Origin of the sequence: Streptomyces sp. NPDC086549 (assembly GCF_044746205.1) — a bacterium.
GTDB lineage: Bacteria > Actinomycetota > Actinomycetes > Streptomycetales > Streptomycetaceae > Streptomyces.
Genome location: NZ_JBIVBS010000007.1, coordinates 107,400 through 126,634, shown reverse-complemented (window position 1 = coordinate 126,634; position 19,235 = coordinate 107,400). Strand labels below are relative to the sequence as shown.

The 19,235-nt window shown below is 70.1% G+C and carries 18 protein-coding genes; 9 read left to right on the top strand and 9 right to left on the bottom strand.

From position 1 onward, the window contains the following. Positions 1–29 precede the first annotated feature (29 nt). A complete protein-coding gene (locus ACIPSA_RS23120) occupies positions 30–1,010 on the bottom strand; it encodes a helix-turn-helix domain-containing protein (protein WP_402637865.1) in 981 nt (326 codons plus the stop codon). A 53-nt stretch (positions 1,011–1,063) separates the two neighbouring features. Between ACIPSA_RS23120 and ACIPSA_RS23115 the strand changes: the two genes are divergently transcribed. Beyond that, positions 1,064–1,456: a cupin domain-containing protein gene (locus ACIPSA_RS23115; RefSeq protein ID WP_402637864.1), complete on the top strand. Its 393-nt coding sequence runs from the start codon at positions 1,064–1,066 to the stop codon at positions 1,454–1,456. Positions 1,457–1,623: 167 nt separating this feature from the next. Beyond that, positions 1,624–2,484 (top strand): calcium-binding protein, encoded by an 861-nt coding sequence (locus ACIPSA_RS23110; RefSeq protein WP_402637863.1) that lies wholly within the window; start codon positions 1,624–1,626, stop codon positions 2,482–2,484. 25 nt (positions 2,485–2,509) lie between these two features. Here ACIPSA_RS23110 and ACIPSA_RS23105 read toward each other — a convergent pair whose 3' ends face one another. Both ACIPSA_RS23105 and ACIPSA_RS23100 read right to left on the bottom strand, forming a co-directional pair. Next, positions 2,510–2,692: a DUF397 domain-containing protein gene (locus tag ACIPSA_RS23105; RefSeq protein WP_402637862.1), complete on the bottom strand. Its 183-nt coding sequence runs from the start codon at positions 2,690–2,692 to the stop codon at positions 2,510–2,512. Between the two features lie 9 nt (positions 2,693–2,701). After that, a complete protein-coding gene (locus ACIPSA_RS23100) occupies positions 2,702–3,547 on the bottom strand; it encodes a Scr1 family TA system antitoxin-like transcriptional regulator (protein ID WP_402637861.1) in 846 nt (281 codons plus the stop codon). 224 nt (positions 3,548–3,771) lie between these two features. Here ACIPSA_RS23100 and ACIPSA_RS23095 point away from each other — a divergent pair, with 224 nt between their 5' ends. Next, positions 3,772–4,197, top strand: a complete 426-nt coding sequence (locus tag ACIPSA_RS23095; protein ID WP_402637860.1) for an ATP-binding protein — start codon at positions 3,772–3,774, stop codon at positions 4,195–4,197. Next, complete coding sequence (locus ACIPSA_RS23090; protein ID WP_402637859.1) at positions 4,190–6,049, top strand: thioredoxin-like domain-containing protein; 1,860 nt, start codon at positions 4,190–4,192, stop codon at positions 6,047–6,049. Before ACIPSA_RS23095 ends, ACIPSA_RS23090 begins: the two co-directional genes overlap by 8 nt. Here ACIPSA_RS23090 and ACIPSA_RS23085 read toward each other — a convergent pair. The 3 genes from ACIPSA_RS23085 to ACIPSA_RS23075 all read right to left on the bottom strand — a co-directional run bounded on the left by ACIPSA_RS23085 (position 6,037) and on the right by ACIPSA_RS23075 (position 9,592). Beyond that, on the bottom strand, positions 6,037–6,291 hold the full coding sequence (locus ACIPSA_RS23085) for a DUF6458 family protein (protein ID WP_402637858.1): 255 nt from the start codon (positions 6,289–6,291) through the stop codon (positions 6,037–6,039). The two genes, ACIPSA_RS23090 and ACIPSA_RS23085, sit on opposite strands and share 13 nt — an antisense overlap. Positions 6,292–6,371: 80 nt before the next feature. Beyond that, positions 6,372–7,679 carry a M18 family aminopeptidase gene (locus ACIPSA_RS23080; protein ID WP_402637857.1) on the bottom strand — a complete coding sequence of 436 codons (1,308 nt, stop codon included), beginning with the start codon at positions 7,677–7,679 and terminating at the stop codon, positions 6,372–6,374. Between the two features lie 86 nt (positions 7,680–7,765). Next, positions 7,766–9,592 carry an acyl-CoA dehydrogenase gene (locus ACIPSA_RS23075; protein ID WP_402637856.1) on the bottom strand — a complete coding sequence of 609 codons (1,827 nt, stop codon included), beginning with the start codon at positions 9,590–9,592 and terminating at the stop codon, positions 7,766–7,768. Between the two features lie 213 nt (positions 9,593–9,805). Between ACIPSA_RS23075 and ACIPSA_RS23070 the strand changes: the two genes are divergently transcribed. The 3 genes from ACIPSA_RS23070 to ACIPSA_RS23060 all read left to right on the top strand — a co-directional run bounded on the left by ACIPSA_RS23070 (position 9,806) and on the right by ACIPSA_RS23060 (position 12,723). Next, positions 9,806–10,276: an SseB family protein gene (locus ACIPSA_RS23070; RefSeq protein WP_402637855.1), complete on the top strand. Its 471-nt coding sequence runs from the start codon at positions 9,806–9,808 to the stop codon at positions 10,274–10,276. Between the two features lie 275 nt (positions 10,277–10,551). After that, the gene (locus ACIPSA_RS23065; protein WP_402637854.1) at positions 10,552–11,529 is read left to right on the top strand and encodes a pirin family protein; all 978 of its coding nucleotides are present in this window, start codon (positions 10,552–10,554) and stop codon (positions 11,527–11,529) included. A 162-nt stretch (positions 11,530–11,691) separates the two neighbouring features. Further along, complete coding sequence (locus ACIPSA_RS23060) at positions 11,692–12,723, top strand: AI-2E family transporter (protein ID WP_402637853.1); 1,032 nt, start codon at positions 11,692–11,694, stop codon at positions 12,721–12,723. Between the two features lie 139 nt (positions 12,724–12,862). On the opposite strand, the gene ACIPSA_RS23055 is transcribed toward ACIPSA_RS23060, so the two are convergent. Further along, positions 12,863–14,971 carry a SpoIIE family protein phosphatase gene (locus tag ACIPSA_RS23055; RefSeq protein WP_402637852.1) on the bottom strand — a complete coding sequence of 703 codons (2,109 nt, stop codon included), beginning with the start codon at positions 14,969–14,971 and terminating at the stop codon, positions 12,863–12,865. A 153-nt stretch (positions 14,972–15,124) separates the two neighbouring features. Between ACIPSA_RS23055 and aspS the strand changes: the two genes are divergently transcribed. Beyond that, on the top strand, positions 15,125–16,888 hold the full coding sequence (gene aspS / locus ACIPSA_RS23050) for an aspartate--tRNA ligase (protein ID WP_402637851.1): 1,764 nt from the start codon (positions 15,125–15,127) through the stop codon (positions 16,886–16,888). 57 nt (positions 16,889–16,945) lie between these two features. On the opposite strand, the gene ACIPSA_RS23045 is transcribed toward aspS, so the two are convergent. Continuing rightward, on the bottom strand, positions 16,946–17,272 hold the full coding sequence (locus tag ACIPSA_RS23045) for a hypothetical protein (protein ID WP_402637850.1): 327 nt from the start codon (positions 17,270–17,272) through the stop codon (positions 16,946–16,948). Between the two features lie 180 nt (positions 17,273–17,452). Here ACIPSA_RS23045 and ACIPSA_RS23040 point away from each other — a divergent pair, with 180 nt between their 5' ends. Further along, positions 17,453–18,397, top strand: coding sequence for an intradiol ring-cleavage dioxygenase (locus tag ACIPSA_RS23040; protein ID WP_402637849.1), 945 nt, complete (start codon positions 17,453–17,455; stop codon positions 18,395–18,397). A 17-nt stretch (positions 18,398–18,414) separates the two neighbouring features. On the opposite strand, the gene ACIPSA_RS23035 is transcribed toward ACIPSA_RS23040, so the two are convergent. Then, positions 18,415–19,080, bottom strand: coding sequence for a hypothetical protein (locus tag ACIPSA_RS23035; RefSeq protein WP_402637848.1), 666 nt, complete (start codon positions 19,078–19,080; stop codon positions 18,415–18,417). Positions 19,081–19,235: the final 155 nt, after the last annotated feature.

The window sequence follows — 19,235 nt, the reverse complement described above, 5'->3', positions numbered from 1 at the left end:
CGCGCATCCGTCAGGGGGCGAGTAAACGGTCACGGCCCGAACCGCCTCCGGTACGCCGACGGGCTCAGCCCCGTCTCTCGTCGCAGCCGCGCCCGCAGGTTGGCCGCCGTGCCCAGGCCACTGCGCGCGGCGACGACGTCCAGCCGTTCCTCTCCCCGTTCGATCAGCCGGCAGGCCAGCGTGACCCGCTCTCCCGTCAGCCAGGCCAGCGGGGTGGTGCCCAGCTGGGCACGGAACCGGCGGTGCAGCGTGGCGGGGGAGACGGCCGCGCGGTCGGCCAGGTCCGCCACCGTCAGCGGCTCGCCCAGCCGTGCCTGCGCCCATGCCAGCAGCGGGCCGAGCGACTCGTCCGGCACGTCGGGCACCGGCCGCTCGACGAACTGCCGCTGGCCCCCGTCCCGGTGGGCGGCGAAGACGAGGCGCCGGGAGACGGCGTTGGTGATCTCCGCGCCGTGGTCCCGGCGCCAGATGTGCAGCCCCAGGTCGAGTGCGGCCGCGCTGCCGGCGGCGGTCAGTACGTCCCCCTCGTCCACGAAGAGCACGTCCGGCTCCAGCCGGACCCTGGGGTGCAGGGTCCGGAAGGAGTCGGCCCACAGCCAGTGGGTGGTGGCCCGTCTGCCGTCGAGCAGTCCCGCCTCGGCGAGCGCGAAGCTGCCGGTGCAGAAGCTGACGACACGGGCGCCACGCGCGTGCGTGCGCCGGATCGCGTCCAGGACGTCGAGCCCGCGCGGCACGACGTTGTCCGGGCGGCCCGGCACGACCAGGGTGTCCGCCTCGTCCACCGCCTCCAGGCCGGGCACCGCGGTCAGCGTGAAGAAGCCGTGGTTCATCCGCACGTCGGGCGTCGGCGCGCACAGGGTCACCTCGTACAGGGGCCGGGGCAGGCCCAGCTCGGGGCGCGGCAGCCCGAACAGCTCGGTGGCGACACCGACCTCGAACGGGTTCGTGCCCCCGTCGACGATCACGGCGACCCGGTGGGGCCGCACCGGTTGAGAGGATCCTTGCGCCATATGCGATTTCTAGCACTCGTGCCGGTGCCGGGCCATTGCCCAGGATGACGGACATGAGCAACGAACCCATCTCCCTCGCCTCCGCCCTCGCCTCCTTCGACGCTCTGTGGAGCCCCCGCATCGCCACCACCGTCAACGACTACGACGTACGCGTGGCGAAGGTCGAGGGCGAGCACGTCTGGCACGTGCACGACGACACCGACGAGTTCTTCCTCGTCCTGGGCGGCGAACTGCGCATCGCCCTGCGGGAGGCGGCCGGCGAGCGCACGGTCGTCCTGCCCCGGGGTTCGGTGTTCACCGTCCCGCGCGGCACCGAGCACAAGCCCTACGCGCCCGTGCCCACCGAGATCCTGGTCATCGAGCCCACCGGCACGTCCACGGTCGGCGACCGCCATGACGAGGTGCCGGATCACGTGGACGCGACCACCGGACACGCGCTGAACTGACCGCTCCCCGGAATCCACCGCTCCCCGGAATCCACCGGGCCGGGGGGTGTCCCACAGTTGAACTTCCGGTGCGCGCAAGGAAGTTGCCCAACCAGACCCATCGGTCCCGAGTCGAACGCTGCGTAAGTCGCAAAAAGATTCTGCACGTTCCTCTCGGAGGTTTCGCAATGCGCTCTCGTCCCGCCCGCCGCCGGGTGATACGCGCCGTCTCGACGGCGACGCTGGTCCTCGGCACGGCCCTGGCCGTGCCGTTCACCCTGGCCGGCACCGCCGGCGCGGCGCCGTCGTCGGCCACCGCCTCGGTCAACCAGAACGACTGGCAGCTCACCTACAAGGCCGCCGCCGGCCAGACCAACAAGGCCACCGTCACCGCGTCGCTCACCGCGGAGAAGTCGGGCATCACCTATGTGATCGACGACGTCGTCCCGATCACCGCGGGCCACGACTGCTCCTACCCCGTCAGCGCGGACCACACGAAGGTCTCCTGCACGGTCACCCTGGTCGACAGCCAGGACCCGTACGCCGCCCTGGTCATGAACCTCGGCGACGGCAACGACACGGTCGCCTACAAGAACTCCACCGACCAGATCTACTTCTACGCCGAGATCTCGCTGGGCGCCGGCAACGACAAGCTGACCGACTCCGGCCGCCTCGACGGCGCCTACGTCTCGGGCGACGCGGGCAACGACACCATCACGGTGGGCGCGGAGGGCCTGGCCTGGGGCGGCGACGGCAGCGACACGATCTACGCGAGCGGCGGCGACAACATCATCCAGGGCGGCAAGGGCAACGACGTGCTGCACGGCGGCAACGGCGCCCAGTACCTGTCCGGCGACGACGGCAACGACAAGCTCTACGGCGGATCCGACGACGACACCCTGACCGGCGGCAAGGGCAACGACGTCCTGTACGGCAACAGCGGCAACGACAAGCTCTACGGCAACAGCGGCAACGACAAGCTGTACGGCGGCCCGGGCCGGGACACCCTGTCCGGCGGCTCCGGCACGAACGTGATCCACCAGGACTGACCCGTCGGCCCAGCGGCCGCCCTGCTCACCGTTTCAGCGCGGTGAGCAGGGCGCGGAGGGCGGTGGGGGCGGGTGTGAGGGCGGTGGCGGGGGTGTCGCTCTCGCGGAGGTGGAGGGTGGTGGGGGTGGTGGCGGCTATTTCCAGGCAGTTGGTGTCGCCGGCTCCTCCGGAGAACGACGACTTCTGCCACTGGAGGGCTTCAGGCACGGGGTTCCTTCACAGGGCCTGGGTGATACGACGAATGAGGTCAAGGGAAGCATCCTGCGTCAGCGCAGCGCCGTCGCTGCTTTCGAAGAGGGCTCGGTAGCGATTCAGCCTTGCTGTGGCGTCGATGAACTCGGCGCCGTGCGTCGTGTCGATCTGCACGGTGTCGAGTTGAGGGACGACCCCGCCAACGTACTGCATGGCAAAACCCGCCCCTGCGAAGCCCTCGGCCGCGAACGGGATGACCCGAACGGTGACGGATTCCCTCTCGGATGCCCGAAGGAGATGCTCAAGCTGGGCGCGGGCAACCTTGGAGCCGCCGACGCGCATCCGTAGTGCTGCTTCATGGATGATCACGTCGTACGGGGTACCCGAATCGATGACTTGCTGGCGGCGCATACGGAACGCGATGCGGGCCTCGCGTTCGCTTTCCGGGAGGTTCGGTTCCGCGAAGAGCGAGGCCGCGCGTACGTGGTCCTCGGTCTGGAGAACTCCCGGGATGTGCACTACCTCGAACGAGCGGACGTACGACGCGTTCTGCTCCAGTTCGGCCAGGTCGAGTGCCTGAGGTGGCATCACACCCCGGTAGTCGTCCCACCAGTTGTTGAAGCGAGGAGCCGCCATCTCGACCAGCGCGTCCAGGAGTCGACTGTCGTCGCAGTCGTAGTACTCGGCCATCCTGCGCAACCGTTCCTCGCTGATACCGAACCGCCCCGACTCGATGTGACTGATCTGGGTCGGGCTGACGTCCAGTTGCGAGGCGGCCTGCCTGTTCGAGACTCCAGCGGCCTCGCGCAACTTGCGAAGCTCAGCCCCCAAACGAGCCTGTCGGGCCGTGGGGTTGGGCCTCGACGTCATACGTCCTCCTTGTGAGTGATGGCCAGTTTTCTGAAACGTTGAGCCTGCTCAACATTTGCCGCTACAGTCGCCACTGTACTCACGGAGAGTGTCCGTATGGTCACGCTCTCCGCAACTCCCCCATGCCCCCCAGCCCGTTGGAAGTGCCACCCCGGTCCGTCGACACCCGGGGCGCCGGACAGCAACGGGCAATCCCCCCTCACCCCCACCGGAGTTGATCCCCCATGCCCACGTACACCCTCCTCTGCCCTCCCCACGCCACCTCCCCCCACATCGCCCGCGACTTCGTCGCCACCGTCTTGCGCGCCCTGAGACTCGATGAGTTGGTGGAGGACGCCACCCTCTGCACCTCCGAACTCGTCACGAACGCCTGCGTGCACGCCAAGGGCGACGGCGCCGCGTTGTGGCTGGCCGTGGAGGGTGAGAGGTTGCGGGTGGTGGTGTACGACGGGGACGAGCGCCCGCCGGTGACGAAGGGGCTCACGCCCGACACGTGGGAGCGGGGCGGCCGGGGCCTGTACCTCGTGGACGCCCTGACGTACGGCCGTTGGGGCCACGCCCCTGACCTCCCGTACGACGGCCTCGTACACCCGGAGGGCAAGGCGGTGTGGTTCGACCTGCCCGTGCGGCACCCTGGGAGTCATGAGTGACTCGTCTCCCCGCCGCGTCCGCGTCCGCGCCCCCGAGCTGATCGGCAAGGGTGGCTGGCTGAACACCGGCGACAAGCAGTACACCCTTGCCGACCTGCGAGGACGCATCGTAATTCTCGATTTTTGGACGTTCTGCTGCATCAACTGCCTGCACGTCCTGGACGAGCTCCGCGAGCTGGAGGAGAAGCACCGGGACACGGTCGTGATCATCGGGGTGCACTCACCGAAGTTCGTGCACGAGGCCGAGCACCAGGCGGTCGTGGACGCGGTGGAGCGGTACGGCGTCGAGCATCCGGTGCTCGACGATCCCGAGCTGGCCACCTGGAAGCAGTACGCCGTGCGTGCCTGGCCGACGCTCGTCGTGATCGACCCCGAGGGCTACGTCGTCGCGCAGCACGCCGGTGAGGGGCATGCTCACGCCATCGAGCGGCTGGTGGCGGAGCTGGAGGCCGAGCACGAGGCGAAGGGGACGCTGCGGCGCGGCGACGGGCCGTACGTGGCGCCGGAGCCGGAGCCGACCGTTCTCCGCTTCCCCGGCAAGGCGCTGCTCCTGCCCTCCGGGAACTTCCTGGTCAGCGACACCACCCGGCACCAGCTGGTGGAGCTGGAAGGGGACGGGGAGACGGTCGTGCGGCGCATCGGCTCCGGTGCGCGCGGCTTCGCGGACGGTTCGGCGCAGGAGGCCTCCTTCAGCGAGCCGCAGGGGCTCGCGCTCCTCGACGACGGGGCGTCCGTGGTCGTAGCCGACACCGTCAACCACGCCCTGCGGCGGCTGGACCTCGGCACCGGCGAGGTGACCACCCTCGCGGGCACCGGAAAGCAGTGGTGGCAGGGCTCGCCGACCTCGGGACCGGCCCGTGAGATCGACCTCTCGTCCCCGTGGGACGTGGCGGTCTTCGGCGGCAGGGTGTGGATCGCCATGGCCGGTGTGCACCAGTTGTGGGCGTACGACCCGGTCGACGGCACCGTGGCGGTGGCGGCGGGGACCACCAACGAGGGACTCGTCGACGGGCCGGCCGCCGAGGCCTGGTTCGCCCAGCCCTCCGGCCTCGCGGCGACCGCCGACCGGCTCTGGCTCGCCGATTCGGAGACGTCCGCGCTGCGCTGGGTGGACCTCGACGGTCATGTGCACACCGCTGTGGGCACCGGTCTGTTCGACTTCGGGCATCGGGACGGGGCCGCCGAACAGGCTCTGCTCCAGCACCCGTTGGGTGTGACCGCGCTGCCCGACGGTTCCGTGGCGGTCGCCGACACGTACAACCACGCCCTGCGCCGCTACGATCCCGCGACCGGCGAAGTGACCACGCTGGCGACCGACTTGAGGGAGCCGAGCGATGCCGTCCTCGTCGGTGACGACATCGTGGTCGTCGAGTCGGCCCGCCACCGCCTGACCCGGCTGCGGCTCCCGGAGGAGGCGGTCCGGGTGGCGGCCGTCGCCCACCACACCCAGCGCGCGGCGACCGAAGTCGCCCCGGGGACGCTGCGGTTGGACGTGATCTTCCAGGCCCCGGCCGGCCAGAAGCTGGACATTCGCTACGGCCCGTCGACCCGTCTGCTGGTCTCCTCCACCCCGCCCGAGCTGCTGCTGAAGGGTGAGGGCGCGGACACGGACCTCTCACGCGAGCTGGAGCTGAACCCGGCCGTCACGGAGGGCGTCCTGCACGTCTCCGCGATGGCGGCGTCCTGCGACGACGACCCGGCTGGGGGCACCTCCCGGTCGAAGACTGGGGGAGAGTACCCGGCGTGCCACGTCCACCAGCAGGACTGGGGCGTCCCGGTCCGCCTGACCGAGGGCGGCGCGGACCGGCTGCCGCTCGTCCTCGCGGGGATGGACGACGCTCAGACGCCGTAGCCGTCGCCGTGGCCGTAGCCGTCACGGTGGTGGTGCCGCTCCTCCTCGACGACCGTCGTCGGGGGCGGCACCACGATCCTCCTGCGCCGGGCGATGCTGGTGAACGTCGTGACCCCGATCAGTCCGACGGCCATCAGGATGAGGCCGACCAGGTCGAGGTCGACGCCCTTCATGTGCCAGTCGGTCGCGAACGTGAGGATCGCTCCCGCGGCGATGAGGATGATGCATCCGCCGAGGCCCATGGGTGTCTCCTCCCCTTGCGATCCGGAGGTTCCGGAAGGGGTCGGGTACCCGGGGCCACGGTGGTCATGCCCGACAGGCCCTAGTCCTCCAGGAACGCCCTCAGCGCGTTCGCCAGCAGGAACGGGTCGTCCGCGCCGCACAGTTCGCGGGCGCTGTGCATCGACAGGATCGCCGCGCCGATGTCGACGGTCCGGATGCCGTGGCGGGCCGCGGTGATCGGGCCGATCGTGGTGCCGCAGGGCATGGAGTTGTTGGAGACGAAGGTCTGGAAGGGGACGCCCGCTCTCTCGCAGGCGGCGGCGAACACCGCGCGGCCCGTACCGTCCGTCGCATAGCGGTTGTTGACGTTCACCTTCAGGATCGGCCCGCCGTTGATGCGCGGGTGGTGCGTCGGGTCGTGCCGCTCCGCGTAGTTGGGGTGGACCGCGTGGCCCGTGTCGGAGGACAGACAGACCGTGCCGGCGAAGGAGCGGGCCCGGTCCTCGTACGACCCGCCGCGCGCGAACACCGAACGCTCCAGCACGCTGCCCAGCAGCGGCCCGTCCGCGCCGGTGTCCGACTGCGAGCCGTTCTCCTCGTGGTCGAAGGCGGCCAGGACGGGGATGTGGGCCGGGGGCCGGTCAGAGCCCGCCGCGGTCGCCACGGCGGTCAGGGCCGCCACGCCCGCGTGCACCGACAGCAGGTTGTCCATGCGGGGGCCGGCGACCAGCTCCTGGTCGCGGCCCAGGTACGCCGGCCGCTCCACCGAGTGCGTCATCAGGTCCCAGCCGGCCACTTCGCCGGCCGGCAGCCCGCACTCCTCCTCCAGGAAGGCGATCAGGTCGCCGTCGCGCACATCGCCGTCCAGGCCCCAGACCGGCTGCAGATGCCGCTGCTTGTCGAGCTTGAGCCCCTCGCTGGAGACCGACCGGTCGAGGTGGATGGCCAGCTGCGGCACCCGGAGCAGGGGCCGGTCCACGTTCACCAGGCGCGTCGAGCCGTCCCGCAGGGTCAGCCGGCCGGCCAGGCCCAGGTCCCGGTCGAGCCAGGAGTTCAGCAGCGGCCCGCCGTAGATCTCCACAGCGACCTGGCGCCAGCCGTGCGCTCCGGTGTCGGGCTGCGGCTTGACCCGCAGGTTGGGGGAGTCGGTGTGCGCGCCGATGATCCGGAACGGTGTGTGCGGCGCGGCGCCCTCGGGAACGTACCAGGCCACGATCGCGCCGCCGCGCAGCACGAACCTGCCGCCCGCCGTCCCGTCCCACGCGTCCGTCTCCGCGACCTGCCGGAAGCCTGCCTTCTCCAGCCGTTCGGCGGCGTTCGCCACGGCGTGGTACGGCGACGGGCTCGCCGCGAGGAAGGACATGAGGTCATCGGTGTGGCCGCGGTCGAAGCGGGCTGGTTCGCTCATGGGTTCACCTTAACGACGGGCGAGGGCCCGCTCCCCCTTACCGGGAACGGGCCCTCGCAGGAAACCTGTGGATGCGGCTGCCGGGACTAGAAGGCGGCCTCGTCCAGCTCCATGAGGTCCAGGTCGACGCCCTCGGAGATCTTGCGGGCGAGGGTGACGCCGGGCAGGACGTTGGCCGCGAAGAACTTCGCCGCCGCGATCTTGCCGGTGTAGAAGGCCTTGTCCTTCGCCGACGCGGTCTCCAGCTTCTCGGCGGCGACCGCGGCGCCCTTGAGGAGCAGGTAGCCGACGACCACGTCGCCGGAGGCCAGCAGCAGGCGGGTGGTGTTCAGGCCCACCTTGTAGATGTTCTTGACGTCCTGCTCGGTGGCCGCGAGGTCGGTCAGCATCAGGCCGACGATCGCCTCCAGCTCCACGGCCGCCTTCGCGAGCTGCTCGCGGGCGCCCGCCAGCTCCTCGCCGCCGGTGCCGAGCGCCAGGAACTTCTTGATGTCCTCGGCGAGGGAGTTCAGCGCGGCGCCCTGGTTGCGGACGATCTTCCGGAAGAAGTAGTCCTGGCCCTGGATCGCGGTGGTGCCCTCGTAGAGGGTGTCGATCTTGGCGTCGCGGATGTACTGCTCGATCGGGTACTCCTGCAGGAAGCCGGAGCCGCCGAAGGTCTGCAGCGACTGGGCGAGCTGCTCGTAGCCCTTCTCGGAGCCGTAGCCCTTGACGATCGGCAGGAGCAGGTCGTTGAGCGCGTGCTCGGACTTCGAGTCCTCGCCGTTCGCCTCCTTGACCGCGATGGCGTCCTGGACGGAGGCGGTGTAGAGGACGAGGGCGCGCATGCCCTCCGCGTACGCCTTCTGCGTCATCAGCGAGCGGCGCACGTCGGGGTGGTGCGTGATGGTGACCTTGGGCGCGGCCTTGTCCATGAACTGCGCGAGGTCGGGACCCTGGACGCGCTCCTTGGCGTACTCCAGTGCGTTGAGGTAGCCCGTCGACAGCGTGGAGATCGCCTTCGTGCCGACCATCATGCGGGCGAACTCGATGATGCGGAACATCTGGCGGATGCCGTCGTGCTTGTCGCCGATCAGCCAGCCCTTGGCCGGGTGACGGTCGCCGAAGGTCATCTCGCAGGTGTTGGAGGCCTTCAGGCCCATCTTGTGCTCGACGTTGGTGGCGTAGGCGCCGTTGCGCTCGCCCAGCTCGCCCGTCTCGAAGTCGAACAGGTACTTCGGGACGAGGAAGAGGGACAGGCCCTTGGTGCCGGGGCCGTGGCCCTCGGGGCGGGCGAGGACGTAGTGGAGGATGTTCTCCTCCATGTCGTGCTCACCGGACGTGATGAAGCGCTTGACGCCCTCGATGTGCCAGGAGCCGTCCTCCTGCTGGATCGCCTTGGTGCGGCCGGCGCCGACGTCGGAGCCCGCGTCGGGCTCGGTGAGCACCATGGTCGAACCCCAGGTCCGCTCCACGGCGATCTGCGCGATCTTCTTCTGTACGTCGTTGCCCTCGTCGTAGAGGATGCCGGCGAACGCCGGGCCGGAGGAGTACATCCACACGGCCGGGTTCGAGCCGAGGATCAGCTCCGCGTACGCCCAGATCAGGGACGGAGGAGCCGTGGTGCCGCCGATGCCCTCGGGCAGACCGAGCCGCCAGTACTCGGAGTTCATGAAGGCCTTGTAGCTCTTCTTGAAGGACGCCGGGACCGGGGCGGTGTTCGTCTCGGGGTCGAAGACCGGCGGGTTGCGGTCCGCGTCCGTGAAGGACTCGGCCAGCTCGTTCTCCGCGAGGCGCGTCAGCTCCTCGAGGACGCTCTTGGCGGTGTCCGTGTCCATCTCGCCGAACGGGCCGGTGCCGTACAGCTTGTCGCGTCCGAGTACTTCGAACAGGTTGAACTCGATGTCGCGGAGGTTCGACTTGTAGTGCCCCATGGTGACAGCTCCGTATCGGACTCGGCGAGGCACTGACTCCTCGCATCTGGTTCACGTACCAACAAGTAGCCCTGATGATGCTACCCGTCGGTAATAAGAAGCAACCCCTGCCCCTCCAAGTGTGAGAAGGCTCTATATACGGGCGCTAGGGGACGGCTCAAGAAGGCTTGACGGGGCTTCGGAGAGACCGGCGGGCTCGGTAGGCTTACGCCCATGTACGGCTACGACCAGAACGCGGGTGCGCAGTACGCCGGGCCGCAGCAGCAGATGGCCGGCGGTCTCGGGGGGTACGGCCAGCAGCCGCCCCTCTATCCGGAGCCGTCGCCACCGTCGCTGGCGGACGCGGTGCGTGCCTTCACCACCGGTCAGCTGGCCGCCGAGGACTTCCAGCAGGTGTTCGCCACCTCCAAGGTCTACTGCCCGCGCGGTGACAATCCAGGCTTCCTCGCCCTGCACAACACCCAGCAGCCGGTGATCCCGATGTTCACCTCGCTCAAGGAGCTGCGGCGGTACGCGGGCAAGGAGTCCAAGTACTTCGTGATCACCGGCTCCGAGGTGATCGACCTGCTGCCGACCGGCTACGGCTTCGTCCTGGACATGGAGGGCGAGCACCGGATGGTCTTCGACGCGAAGGCGGTCGAGCAGATGGTCGACTTCGCGATGCGCCGTATGTACGGCGGCTGAATCGCCATGTACGGCGGCTGAATCCCCCCTTCCGCCTCGGGATTGGCCTTACTGTGCCCGCGTGACCTCGACAGACACCCCGCCGCTGGTCCTGTGCGACCGGCGGCGTTCTGCTGCCCGGCCGCGGTCAGCCGTGCTGCTGGTGCGGCCGGGGGCGGAGCGGGGGTGACCCGTGCGCGTGTGGGCCCGGAGGGAATGTCCTCCGGGCTTTCTCTGTTAGGGGTGGCAGAAAGTTCAATGCTCAACTAAAGTGGTCGCACAAGGAGGTCCGAACAATGCCTGCAGTGACCGTCGAGAACCCGCTGACCCTGCCCCGTGTGGCCGCGCCGGCCGACGCCGTGGCACGTCCCGTGCTCACCGTCACGACCGCACCGAGCGGTTATGAGGGTGAAGGCTTCCCGGTGCGCCGGGCGTTCGCCGGGATCAACTACCGTCATCTCGACCCGTTCATCATGATGGATCAGATGGGCGAGGTGGAGTACGCGCCGGGCGAGCCCAAGGGCACCCCCTGGCACCCGCACCGCGGCTTCGAGACCGTGACCTACATCATCGACGGCACCTTCGACCACCAGGACAGTCACGGCGGTGGCGGCACCATCACCAACGGCGACACCCAGTGGATGACCGCCGGCTCGGGCCTGCTCCACATCGAGGCCCCGCCGGAGTCCCTGGTCATGTCCGGCGGTCTCTTCCACGGCCTGCAGCTGTGGGTGAACCTCCCGGCCAAGGACAAGATGATGGCCCCCCGCTACCAGGACATCCGCGGCCGCAACGTCCAGCTGCTCACCTCGCCCGACGGCGGCGCGCTGCTCCGCGTCATCGCCGGTGAGCTGGACGGCCACGAGGGTCCCGGCATCACGCACACGCCGATCACCATGATCCACGCGACGCTGGCGCCGGGCGCGGAGATCACCCTGCCCTGGCGTGAGGACTTCAACGCCCTCGCGTACGTCATGGCCGGCCGCGGCTCCGTCGGTGCCGACCGCCGTCCGATCAAGCTGGGCCAGACCGCCGTCTTCGGCAAGGGCTCCTCGCTGACCGTCCGCGCGGACGAGAAGCAGGACTCCCACACGCCGGACCTGGAGGTCGTTCTGCTCGGCGGGCAGCCCATCCGTGAGCCCATGGCCCACTACGGCCCCTTCGTGATGAACACCCGCGAGGAGCTCCAGCAGGCCTTCGAGGACTTCCAGAAGGGCCGCCTCGGCTCCGTCCCGGCCGTCCACGGGATGACCGCGGGCGGACCGCAGGCCTGAGCCTCCATGACAGCCCCGCCCGTCAACGGCGCCGGACGGGGCTCTCCGCCGCACCGCACGATGCTGGTGGGCCGGCCCCTGATCCTCGGGGGCCGACCCCGCGTCACCCGGCCGGGCCGTCCGCGCAGGACAGCCCGGCCGCGTGCGTGATCGGCTGGACGTGTGCAGCTGCTGCCCGCCCCCGTCCGCCGCCTCGCCGCCTGGTGCGCGGTGATCCTGCTCGTCTCCGGCGTCGCGTACGTCGGGATCCGGCTGTGCGTGACATTCCGTACGGCCGTCACACCGGTGCTGCTCGCGCTGCTGGGGACCGCGCTGCTCGGGCCGCTGTACCGGCGGTGCGTCCGGGCCGGGGTGCACCGGTCGCTGGCCGCGGGGCTCACCTGTGTCGCGGTCGTCGCCGTCGTCGGCGGGGCCGTGTACATCGTGGTCGCCGCGCTGATCGACAGCGGGGACCAGATCGTCTCCTCGCTGAAGGCCGCGGGGAGGTCCGTCGCCGAGCACTTCGGGGCGGCCGGGACCTCGCTGGACGACATCGCCGAGAACTCCAAGGACCTGCTCGGCAAGTTCGGCGGGACGGCCGCCTCGAACGTCATCAGCGGGGTCAGCGTGGTCGCCGAGAGCATCGCCATGGCCGTACTGGCCCTGCTGCTCGTCTTCTTCTTCCTGCGCGACTCCCACCGGGCCGTCGAGGCACTGCGGTCCGTCTCCCCGGGCGACAGCGCCGACACCCTGGAGGCCATGGCGCGGCGGGCCTACGAGGCCGTCGAGGGGTTCATGCGCGGCACCACCGTCATCGCGCTCATCGACGCCACCTGCATCACCATCGGACTGCTCATCCTGCGGGTGCCGGGCGCGCCGGGCCTGGGCGCGCTCGTCTTCGTCGGCGCCTACATCCCCTACCTCGGCGCCTTCCTCTCCGGCGCGGTGGCCGTGCTCGTCGCGCTCGCCGACCGGGGGTTCGTGATCGCGCTGTGGGCGCTCGGCGTCGTGGCCGCCGTACAGGTGCTGGAGGGGCATGTGCTCCAGCCGATGATCCAGAGCCGGACCGTGCAGATGCATCCCGCGGTGGTGATGCTGGCGATCACGGCCGGGGCGTCCGTCGCGGGCATCGTCGGGATGCTGCTGGCGGTACCGCTGACCGCGGCCGCCTTCGGGGTCGTCCACGAGCTCAGGACCCGGTACGCCACCGCGTAGACCTGGTACGCCACCGCTTGGACCTGGCACGCCGCCGTGTAGACCTGGTACGCCACCGCTTGGACCTGGCACGCCGCCGTGTAGACCCGGTACACCAACCACTGCCTGGACCCGGTACACCCGGTACGCCACCGCCCGGTCACTGCTTCTCGCACAGTTCGAACCAGATGCTCTTCCCCTCGCCCCGCGGATCCACCCCCCACGCGTCCGCGAGCAGCTCGATCAGCACCAGGCCGCGCCCGGAGGAGGCCAGTTCCCCGGGGCGGCGCTTGTGCGGGAGGTCGTCGCCCGCGTCGGTGACCTCGACCCGCATCCGCCGCTCGCCCGGCTCCCCGGTGACCTCGGCCAGCAGCAGCGCGTCGGTGTCGGTGTGCACCAGGACGTTGGTGAGCATCTCGGAGACCAGCAGCGCCGCGGTGTCCACCTGGTCGGTGGAGGGCCAGTCGTGCAGCAGCTCGCGCAGATGCTGCCGGGCCTCGGCGATCCGCTCCGGCTCGGCCTGCGCCACCGACAGCACGGTGCGCCGGACCATGGGCCGTACGAACGTCGTGTCGTCGTAGCCGCGGCTCTCCCCGGGCCGGCACAGCAGCAGCACCGCTATGTCGTCCTCGCGGCGGTCGGCCAGCGGCCCGGGGGTCTGGTGCGAGGACGGCCCGTGCACGGCCTGCACCAGGGCGTCCGCGAGGGACTCCAGGTCGCCTTCGTGGTCCTCCAGGATGGCGCGGATGCGCTGCCAGCCGCTCTCCAGGTCGTGGCCGCCGGTCTCGATCAGACCGTCGGTGCAGATCATCATGGTCTCGCCGGCCTCCAGCGCGAACCGCGTCGTCGGGTAGTCGGCGTCCGGGTCGATGCCCAGCGGCAGCCCGCCCGCGGTCGGCCGGATCATCACCGTCCCGTCGGCCATGCGGATCGCCGGGTCCGGGTGCCCGGCGCGGGCGATCTCCAGGACACCGGACACCGGGTCGGCCTCCACGTACAGGCAGGTCGCGAAGCGCGGGTCGGTGTCGTCGCTGGTGCAGTCGGTGATGCCGTGCAGAAACCGGGAGGCACGTGAGAGGACCGCGTCGGGGCGGTGGCCCTCGGAGGCGTAGGCGCGCAGGGCGATCCGCAGCTGGCCCATGAGACCCGCGGCCCGCACGTCATGACCCTGGACGTCCCCGATGACCAGCGCGTACCTGCCGGAGGGCAGCGGGATCATGTCGTACCAGTCGCCGCCGACCTGCAGCCCGCCGCCGGTCGGAATGTAGCGGGCGGCCACGCCCAGGCCGGGGATCTCCGGGCCCAGTGTGGGCAGCATGGAGCGCTGCAGCCCGTCGGTCAGCTCCCGCTCGGACTCGGCGGTCCCGGCCCGGGACAGGGCCTGCGCGAGCATGCGGGCCACCGTCGTCAGCACCGACCGCTCGTCCGGCGTGAAGGCGACCTGGTAGGCGAAGGCCGCCAGCCAGGCGCCCATCGTGCGGCCGGCCACGGTCAGGGGCAGATACGCCCAGGACCGGCGGCCGAAGTGCTGGACGAGCGGCCAGGTGGCCGGGTAGCGGGACCTGTACTGCTCGGGGGAGGAGAGATAGACGGCACGGCCGCTCCGTACCACCTCCGCGGCCGGATAGTCCGTCTCCAGCGGCATCTCGCCGAAGGGCGCCTCGTCACCGGTCTCCTGTCCGTGATGGCCGATGATCGTCAGCCGGTCGCCCTTCACCCCGAAGACGGCCAGTCCGTCCGGCGAGAAGCCCGGCATCGACAGTCCGGCCGCGACCCGCAGCACCTCCGCCGTGGACCGTGCCTCGGCCAGCGCCCGGCCCGCGTCCAGCAGGAAGGCCTCCCGGGAGCGGCGCCAGTCACCGGTGACGGGGGTGCGGGCGGCGGTGCCCGGCGTCGGCTCGGTGACCTCCTGGAGGGTGCCCGTCACCCGGTACACGTGTTCCTTGCGGTCGTGCACGGGCCTGAAACGGCTGCGTACGGTACGGAGGATGCGGCCCTGCTCGTCCATGATCCGCAGCCGTACCTCGGCCAGCGTCCCCTCCGTGGACGCGAGCCGCATGATGCTGGTGTTCTCGTTCCAGTCGACGGGGTGGAAGCGGGCGCGTGCCTGGGCCTCAGTGAGGCTGCTTTCCGTGGCAGGCAACCCGAGCAGCCGAGCGGTCTCCGCGTCGATCGTGACCAGCCCGGTGGCGGTGTCCCAGTGCCACAGCCCGGTCGCGAGGGAGGAGAGGACGTCCCCCACGGCGGGCAGGGGCTCGCCAGTGCGCATTGCCCCACTTTAAGAAGATGTAATCAAAAAGTGCCACTGCTCCCCGCTCCGGTAATGAGGGGGGCGATCTTCTTGTGCCCGGTACGCTGGTCGTGTTTCACGTGAAACAACCCGAGACAAAGACCCCGATCCGCGAAGGCTGGATGAACGACGATGCATCGGTACAGGTCCCACACCTGCGGCGAGCTCCGCGCCTCTGACGTCGGTACCGACGTCCGGCTGAGTGGCTGGCTGCACAATCGGCGCGACCTGGGCGGCATCCTCTTCATCGATCTGCGCGACCACTACGGCATCACGCAGCTCGTCGCCCGTCCCGGCACGGCCGCGTACGAGGCCCTGGACAAGCTGTCCAAGGAGACGGTGGTCCGCGCCGACGGCAAGGTCGTCTCGCGAGGCGCCGAGAACGTGAACGCGGACCTGCCGACGGGCGAGGTCGAGATCGAGGTTGGCGAGGTCGAGGTGCTCGGCGCCGCCGCCCCGCTGCCCTTCACGATCAACGCCGAGGACGGGGTCAACGAGGAGCGGCGCCTGGAGTACCGCTTCCTGGACCTGCGCCGCGAGCGCATGCACCGCAACATCATGCTGCGTACGGCGGTGATCTCCGCGATCCGCCACAAGATGACCGCGCTCGGCTTCAACGAGATGGCGACGCCGATCCTGTCCGCCACCTCCCCCGAGGGCGCCCGCGACTTCGTGGTCCCCTCCCGTCTGAACCCGGGCAAGTTCTACGCGCTCCCGCAGGCCCCGCAGCAGTTCAAGCAGCTGCTGATGATCTCCGGCTTCGACCGGTACTTCCAGATCGCGCCCTGCTTCCGCGACGAGGACGCCCGCGCGGACCGCTCGCCGGGCGAGTTCTACCAGCTCGACGTCGAGATGAGCTTCGTCGAGCAGGAGGACGTCTTCCGGCCCATCGAGCAGCTGATGACCGAGCTCTTCGAGGAGTTCGGCAACGGCCGCCACGTGACCTCCCCCTTCCCGCGGATCCCGTTCCGCGAGGCGATGCTGAAGTACGGCTCCGACAAGCCGGACCTGCGGGCCCAGCTGGAGCTGACGGACATCACGGACGTCTTCGAGGGCTCCGAGTTCAAGGCGTTCGCGGGCAAGCACGTGCGTGCGCTGCCGGTGCCGGCCGTGCAGGACCAGCCCCGCAAGTTCTTCGACCAGCTCGGTGACTTCGCGGTGACGCTGGGCGCGAAGGGCCTCGCGTGGGTCCGGGTCGCCGAGGACGGCTCGCTCTCCGGCCCGATCGCGAAGTTCCTGACCGAGGAGAACGTCAAGGTCCTCACCGAACGCCTCGGCCTGGAGGCCGGTCACGCCGTCTTCTTCGGCGCGGGCGAGTTCGACGAGGTCTCGAAGATCATGGGCGCGGTGCGGGTCGAGGCCGCCAAGCGTGCCGGTCACTTCGAGGACGGCGTCTTCCGCTTCTGCTGGATCGTCGACTTCCCGATGTACGAGAAGGACGAGGAGACCGGCGCGATCGACTTCTCGCACAACCCCTTCTCCATGCCGCAGGGCGGCCTGGAGGCCCTTGAGACCCAGGACCCGCTGGACATCCTGGGCTGGCAGTACGACATCGTCTGCAACGGCGTCGAGCTGTCCTCCGGCGCGATCCGGAACCACGAGCCGGAGATCATGCTCAAGGCCTTCGAGATCGCGGGCTACGACCGGGAGACCGTCGAGGAGAAGTTCGCGGGCATGCTCCGCGCCTTCCGTTTCGGCGCCCCGCCGCACGGCGGCATCGCCCCCGGTGTCGACCGCATCGTCATGCTGCTGGCCGACGAGCCGAACATCCGCGAGACCATCGCCTTCCCGCTCAACGGCAACGCCCAGGACCTGATGATGGGCGCGCCGACGGAGCTGGAGGAGGCGCGGCTGAAGGAGCTGCACCTGTCGGTGCGGAAGCCGCAGCCGAAGTAACGCGACCTGAGGGGCTGGAAACCGATGCCGGTTTCCAGCCCCTTTCGCGTACGGCGCTCAGATCACCCAGAGCAGGCCGTTGCCGCCCAGCAGCGTGCCGTTGTTCTGGGTGAGGTTGACCGAGGCGGCCGTGAACACACGGCTGCCCCTGGCCGTCGGCCCCGAGGTACCGCCGGGGAGGACCCAGACGGCGCCCGTGGAGTTGTTCTCGCCGGCCGCGCCGATGAACCCGCGTCGCGGTAGCCGTCGCCGTTGAAGTCGCCCGGGACCGCGCCGTGCACCGCGCCGGCCGGGGTGGCCGACAGCAGAGAGGCGCGCGCTCAACAGTCCGGCGAGCAGTACGGCAGCGGATCCCCAACTCCGCCGGGACACACGTCGGTTCATGATGATGTGACTCCCCTCGGCCCCCGGGCGCACCAGGTGTGCGCCGACGTCACGCGGCGGAGTGTAAGAGCGTTACGTGAACACTCGGCATCGTCGATTTCCGGCCCCTTTCGCGCGAGGGAGCGAAAGAGGTCCGTTTTCTCAGCTCGTTGACAGCGTTCTTATCTAACTTCCAGGCGCATGACAGCGGATCAGGAACCCCAAGAGGCAGACAACGCAACTGACCTGACGCGGCGTCGGGTGGTTGCCGTCGGCGCGGGCGCGGTCGCCGCGGTGGGACTCGGCGGCGCTGCGTACGCGGCGGACGCGAGGGGCGGCGAGCACTACAAACCCCCGGTGCCCGAAGACTGCTACGTGCTGACGTCGGAGGCGGTCGAGGGCCCCTACTACATCGACGCCGACAAGCTCCGCCAGGACGTCACCGAGGACCGCGAGGGGATCCCCCTCCTCCTCGCGCTGAAGGTGATCGACTCCGAGACGTGCAGGCCGGTCCGGAACGCGGCCGTCGACATCTGGCACTGCGACGCGGTGGGCGTGTACTCGGGCTACGAGTCCATGGGCAACGGTGGCGGGGGTGGCGGCGGCCCGGCCCCGACGGGCACCCCGACCGACACCCCGACCGACACCCCGACGGGACCGCCCCCGGGCGGCGGTGGCGGCGGCCACCAGGACCCCACGGACGACACGCGCTACCTCCGCGGCACCTGGCGCACGGACCGCCACGGCCATGTCACGTTCCGGACGATCTTCCCGGGCTGGTACCGGGGCCGTGCCATCCACATCCACACCAAGGTGCACGTGGACGGCACGTGGACGGACGCGGGCTACGAGGGCGGGCACACCTGCCACACGGGCCAGTTCTACTTCGACGAGGAGGCGGTCATCGCCACGATGACCGTGGACCCGTACGACACGAACACCGCCCCGCGCACCACGCTCTCCGAGGACACCATCTACGACCAGAGCGGCACCAAGGGCGGCCTCCTGAATCTCCGCTACCACAAGGACAACATCGCCAAGGGCGTCCGGGGCTCGATCACCGTGGTCGTCGACTCGGCGGCGACCAACGACGGCGAGGGCGCTCCCCCGAGCGCGTCCGCGTCTCCGTCGGCGTCGGCCTCGTAGTTCCCCGAGGGGGCTTCTCAGTCGTCCGGAGAAGCCCCCTCCTCCAGCAGCCGCTCGGCGATGTCCGTCGACCAGGACTGGGCCCAGGCCCGCAGGGCGGTGATCTCCTCGTCCGTCAGGCCGTATGCCGTGAACGCCGTGTCCGGGTAGTAGTCCGTGCCCTCCAGGCGGGTCCGGAGGGTGGGCAGGTCGAAGTCGTCCCGGGCGTGGCGGCGGGCCAGTTCCTCCAGGCCGGGGAGGGTGAAGCGGGACGATGCCGCCCGCGCGTCGATCAGGTCGACCGCGAGCCCCCGGTCGTAGAGGGCGCGGATCTTGGTACCCACCGCGTCCTCCAGGGAGAGCGCCGGGCCGTACGACGTCAGGACGGGCGGGCTCCAGAAGGTTTCCTTGTGGAGGCCGAGGAGCGAGACGGTGCCGGTCGGCGGGTCCGTGACCGACAGGTGGGCGGAGAGGGGGTCCGTGTCCTGGAGGATCACCTCGCGGCCCCGGGAGACGAGCGCATCGTGGAGCGCGGCGGCGATCCGCACCATCGGCTCAGGGCTTTCCGTCGCGAAGTCGACGTTCGCGTGCGGGCGTTCGAGCAGGCCGTGGGCCTGGAGGGCGTATCCCCCGGCCAGGGCCAAGGGGGCGGCCACGGCCAGGACGTCGGTGAGCAGGCGCTGGTGGGGTTCGGGGAGGTTCACTCGGTGGCCCGGGAGGTGTGCGGTCGTAGGGGACAGACCCTAGCGGTCGGGCGCGGTGGCTGATCGCGGACGAGGCCGGGCGATCGCGGCAACCTTCTCGCGCGGGGCGGCAACTGGGGAGTCGTAAGCCCCTTCACCGGGGCTTCACGCCAGCA

Excerpts from the sequence above, each read along its gene's own strand:
- ACIPSA_RS23110 (WP_402637863.1), top strand. The coding sequence starts at position 1,624 with ATGCGCTCTCGTCCCGCCCGCCGCCGGGTGATACGCGCCGTCTCGACG.
- ACIPSA_RS23100 (WP_402637861.1), bottom strand. The coding sequence starts at position 3,547 with ATGACGTCGAGGCCCAACCCCACGGCCCGACAGGCTCGTTTGGGGGCT.
- ACIPSA_RS23115 (WP_402637864.1), top strand. The coding sequence starts at position 1,064 with ATGAGCAACGAACCCATCTCCCTCGCCTCCGCCCTCGCCTCCTTCGAC.
- ACIPSA_RS23055 (WP_402637852.1), bottom strand. The coding sequence starts at position 14,971 with ATGCGCACTGGCGAGCCCCTGCCCGCCGTGGGGGACGTCCTCTCCTCC.
- ACIPSA_RS23065 (WP_402637854.1), top strand. The coding sequence starts at position 10,552 with ATGCCTGCAGTGACCGTCGAGAACCCGCTGACCCTGCCCCGTGTGGCC.
- ACIPSA_RS23040 (WP_402637849.1), top strand. The coding sequence starts at position 17,453 with ATGACAGCGGATCAGGAACCCCAAGAGGCAGACAACGCAACTGACCTG.
- ACIPSA_RS23075 (WP_402637856.1), bottom strand. The coding sequence starts at position 9,592 with ATGGGGCACTACAAGTCGAACCTCCGCGACATCGAGTTCAACCTGTTC.
- ACIPSA_RS23095 (WP_402637860.1), top strand. The coding sequence starts at position 3,772 with ATGCCCACGTACACCCTCCTCTGCCCTCCCCACGCCACCTCCCCCCAC.
- ACIPSA_RS23045 (WP_402637850.1), bottom strand. The coding sequence starts at position 17,272 with ATGAACCGACGTGTGTCCCGGCGGAGTTGGGGATCCGCTGCCGTACTG.
- ACIPSA_RS23085 (WP_402637858.1), bottom strand. The coding sequence starts at position 6,291 with ATGGGCCTCGGCGGATGCATCATCCTCATCGCCGCGGGAGCGATCCTC.
- ACIPSA_RS23120 (WP_402637865.1), bottom strand. The coding sequence starts at position 1,010 with ATGGCGCAAGGATCCTCTCAACCGGTGCGGCCCCACCGGGTCGCCGTG.
- ACIPSA_RS23080 (WP_402637857.1), bottom strand. The coding sequence starts at position 7,679 with ATGAGCGAACCAGCCCGCTTCGACCGCGGCCACACCGATGACCTCATG.
- aspS (WP_402637851.1), top strand. The coding sequence starts at position 15,125 with ATGCATCGGTACAGGTCCCACACCTGCGGCGAGCTCCGCGCCTCTGAC.
- ACIPSA_RS23070 (WP_402637855.1), top strand. The coding sequence starts at position 9,806 with ATGTACGGCTACGACCAGAACGCGGGTGCGCAGTACGCCGGGCCGCAG.
- ACIPSA_RS23090 (WP_402637859.1), top strand. The coding sequence starts at position 4,190 with ATGAGTGACTCGTCTCCCCGCCGCGTCCGCGTCCGCGCCCCCGAGCTG.